General features: G+C 59.9%; 2 protein-coding genes. Both read left to right on the top strand.

Annotated features, from left to right (window positions below; all coding sequences use genetic code 11):
- Positions 1–1,384, top strand: a 1,384-nt coding sequence (locus PHQ58_RS23535) for an NADH-ubiquinone oxidoreductase-F iron-sulfur binding region domain-containing protein (RefSeq protein ID WP_300116352.1), incomplete at its 5' end; no start/stop codon positions are given.
- A partial coding sequence (locus PHQ58_RS23530) for a molybdopterin-dependent oxidoreductase (protein ID WP_300116349.1) occupies positions 1,385–3,248 on the top strand: 1,864 nt, incomplete at its 3' end.

Raw genomic sequence — 3,248 nt, 5'->3', positions numbered from 1 at the left:
CTCGGCTGACATTCGGGTGATTGCGGCCCCCTGCCTGGGCCGTTGTGAGCAGGCACCAATGGTTGTGGTGCACCAGCACCCGGTTCCGCTGGCATCAGTTGAACGCGTCATTGCAGCAGTACATTCGTCCTCAGTCAACCTCCTGCCGGCACAGGCAGCTAGTCAATTTGAGGCGTCAGATCATGCCGAAAGGAGCGTCTCCCCCGAGCCAAGCGCGATCGAAGTGGCACCCGGCTACACCGGTTATGACACCTACCGGGCACACGGTGGTTATGCGCTTGCAGCAGCGCTGGTTAATGGTGAGCGCGATGTCGAACAGGTGATCCAGGCCATGGAAAACTCCGGCCTGCGTGGCTTGGGGGGCGCAGGTTTCCCGGCCGGGCGAAAATGGCGCATTGTGCGCGACCAAGCATCGCCACGCCTGATGGCGGTGAACATTGACGAAGGGGAACCCGGCACCTTCAAGGATCGCACCTACCTGGAGCGCGATCCACACCGGTTTCTGGAAGGTTTGTTGGTTGCGGCACAGGTTGTGGGCTGTGAGGCGTGTTACATCTACCTGCGTGACGAATACCACAGCTGCCGCGCCATTTTGGAAACCGAGTTGGCAAAGCTGCAAGCCAACCCGCCGTACCCGCTGCCAATGATTGAGCTGCGCCGGGGCGCGGGTGCCTACATCTGCGGCGAAGAGTCCGCCATGATCGAGAGCCTAGAGGGCAAACGCGGTGAACCCCGCATGCGCCCGCCCTACCTGGCCGAAGTGGGCTTGTTCAACCGACCCACGCTGGTGCACAACTTCGAGACCCTGTACTGGGTGCGCGACATTGTGGAAAAAGGGCCAGCCTGGTTCAGCGGTTTTGGTCGCCATGGCCGCAAAGGCCTGCGCAGTTTCAGTGTCAGTGGCCGGGTCAAATATCCGGGGGTCAAGCTGGCACCGGCCGGTATCACCCTGCTGGAGTTGATTGACGAGCACTGCGGTGGCATGCTGGAGGGCCACACGCTGTACGCTTACCTGCCGGGTGGTGCCTCGGGCGGCATCTTTCCGGCAACACTCGCCAACGTGCCACTGGACTTTGACACCTTGCAGCCACACGGCGGTTTTATTGGCTCTGCGGCGGTGATTGTGCTGAGCCAGCATGACAAGGCCCGTGATGCAGCCTTGAACATGATGCGGTTTTTTGCCCATGAGAGTTGTGGCCAGTGCACCCCTTGCCGGGTCGGCACGGCCAAAGCTGCCAAGCTGATGGAGGCCCCGGTATGGGACAACACCACGCTGGAAGACCTGAGCATGGTGATGACCGATGCCTCTATCTGCGGCTTGGGCCAGGCGGCCCCCAACCCGGTGCGCTGTGTTCAAAAATACTTTCCTCATGAGATTGCCTAAATGAACGCCCCTCACCTATCGAACCAAACGGTCGTCGAAGTTGCGGTTAAAACTGTGGCGTTTACGCTCGACCAGCAAACCCTCCATGCTTTTGAGGGTGAATCCATCCTCAAAGCGGCGCAACGCCACGGCGTAGACATTCCCCACCTTTGCTACAAGGACGGCCTGCGCGCCGAAGGCAATTGCCGCGCCTGCGTGGTCGAGATCAAGGGGGAGCGCACCCTGGCCCCGAGTTGTTGCCGCAGTATCACCGCAGGCATGGAAGTGCAGGCCAAGAGCGAACGTGCTGTCAAAAGCCAGAAGATGGTGCTGGAGATGTTGCTCTCCGACATGCCCGACATGGGCTACAAATGGAACGATGCCGGGCAAAACACGAGGGGTGATTCGGATGCCGCCGACGCGGGTCAGCATGGCGAACTCAGCGACTGGGCTGCGCGCATGGGTGTCCAGGTGCGCCCCGAGTTGAAGGCCTTGCGCCGCGAGCAGCCCAAAGCAGACAACTCTCATCCCGCCATGAGCGTTAACCTAGATGCCTGCATCCAGTGCAACCGATGTGTGCGCGCCTGTCGCGAAGAACAGGTCAACGACGTGATCGGTTACGCCCAGCGCGGCGCACACAGCCAAATCGTGTTTGACTTGAACGACGCGATGGGTGACAGCAGTTGTGTCGCCTGTGGTGAATGTGTCCAAGCCTGCCCGACCGGTGCGCTGATGCCCAAAACACAGATCGGCTCGCAAGTGGTGGACAAAAAGGTGGACTCCGTCTGCCCGTTCTGCGGCGTGGGCTGCTTGCTGACCTACAACGTGCGTGACAACAAAATTGTCAGTGTCGATGGGCGCGATGGCCCAGCCAACCACCAACGGCTGTGCGTCAAAGGCCGTTTTGGCTTTGATTACGCCCACAGCCCGCAGCGTTTGACGGTGCCGCTGATTCGCAAAAAGGGTGTCACCAAAGATCCCCAGGCCCTGCAACACCTCAACCGCAACAGCGCCGACTGGTCCGCCGTGTTTCGGGAAGCCACATGGGAAGAGGCGCTGAACTTCAGCGCGGGTAGTCTGAAAACCCTGCGCGACACCCATGGCAAGAAAGCCCTGGCTGGCTTTGGTTCAGCCAAGGGCAGCAACGAAGAAGCCTACCTGTTTCAGAAACTGGTGCGCACCGGGTTTGGCTCCAACAACGTCGACCATTGCACCCGTCTCTGCCATGCCTCCAGTGTCGCGGCCTTGCTCGAAGGTGTGGGCTCGGCGGCAGTGAGTAACCAGGTCAGTGACGTTGAGCACTCGGATCTAATTTTTGTCATCGGCTCCAACCCCACAGCCAATCACCCGGTGGCAGCCACCTGGATGAAAAACGCCGCCAAACGTGGCGCCAAAATAGTGCTGGCTGACCCGCGCATCACCGACATCGGCAAACACGCCTGGCGCACGCTGCAGTTCAAGCCCGACACCGATGTCGCCATGCTCAATGCGCTGATTCACACGGTCATTGAAGAAGGGCTGGTAGCCCATGAATTCATTACACAACGTGCTATCAATTTTGAAGCATTGAAAGAAAACGTCAAAGGCTACAGCCCGGAAGCCATGGCACCCATCTGCGGCGTGCCAGCGCAGACGCTGCGCGAAGTGGCGCGTGCCTTTGCCAAAGCCAAAGCGGCGATGGTGCTCTGGGGCATGGGTGTGAGCCAGCATGTGCATGGCACGGACAACGCCCGCTGCCTGATTGCACTGGTGAGCGTCACCGGCCAAATTGGCAAACCTGGCTCGGGTCTGCACCCCTTGCGCGGGCAGAACAATGTGCAAGGTGCCAGTGATGCCGGATTGATTCCGATGATGTTCCCCAACTACCAACGGGTGACCAACAAAG

Source organism: Rhodoferax sp., from assembly GCF_028688795.1.
Taxonomy (GTDB): Bacteria; Pseudomonadota; Gammaproteobacteria; order Burkholderiales; family Burkholderiaceae_C; genus Rhodoferax.
The sequence above is the reverse complement of the archived record's forward strand: the minus strand, read 5'-3'. Positions and strand labels throughout refer to the sequence as shown.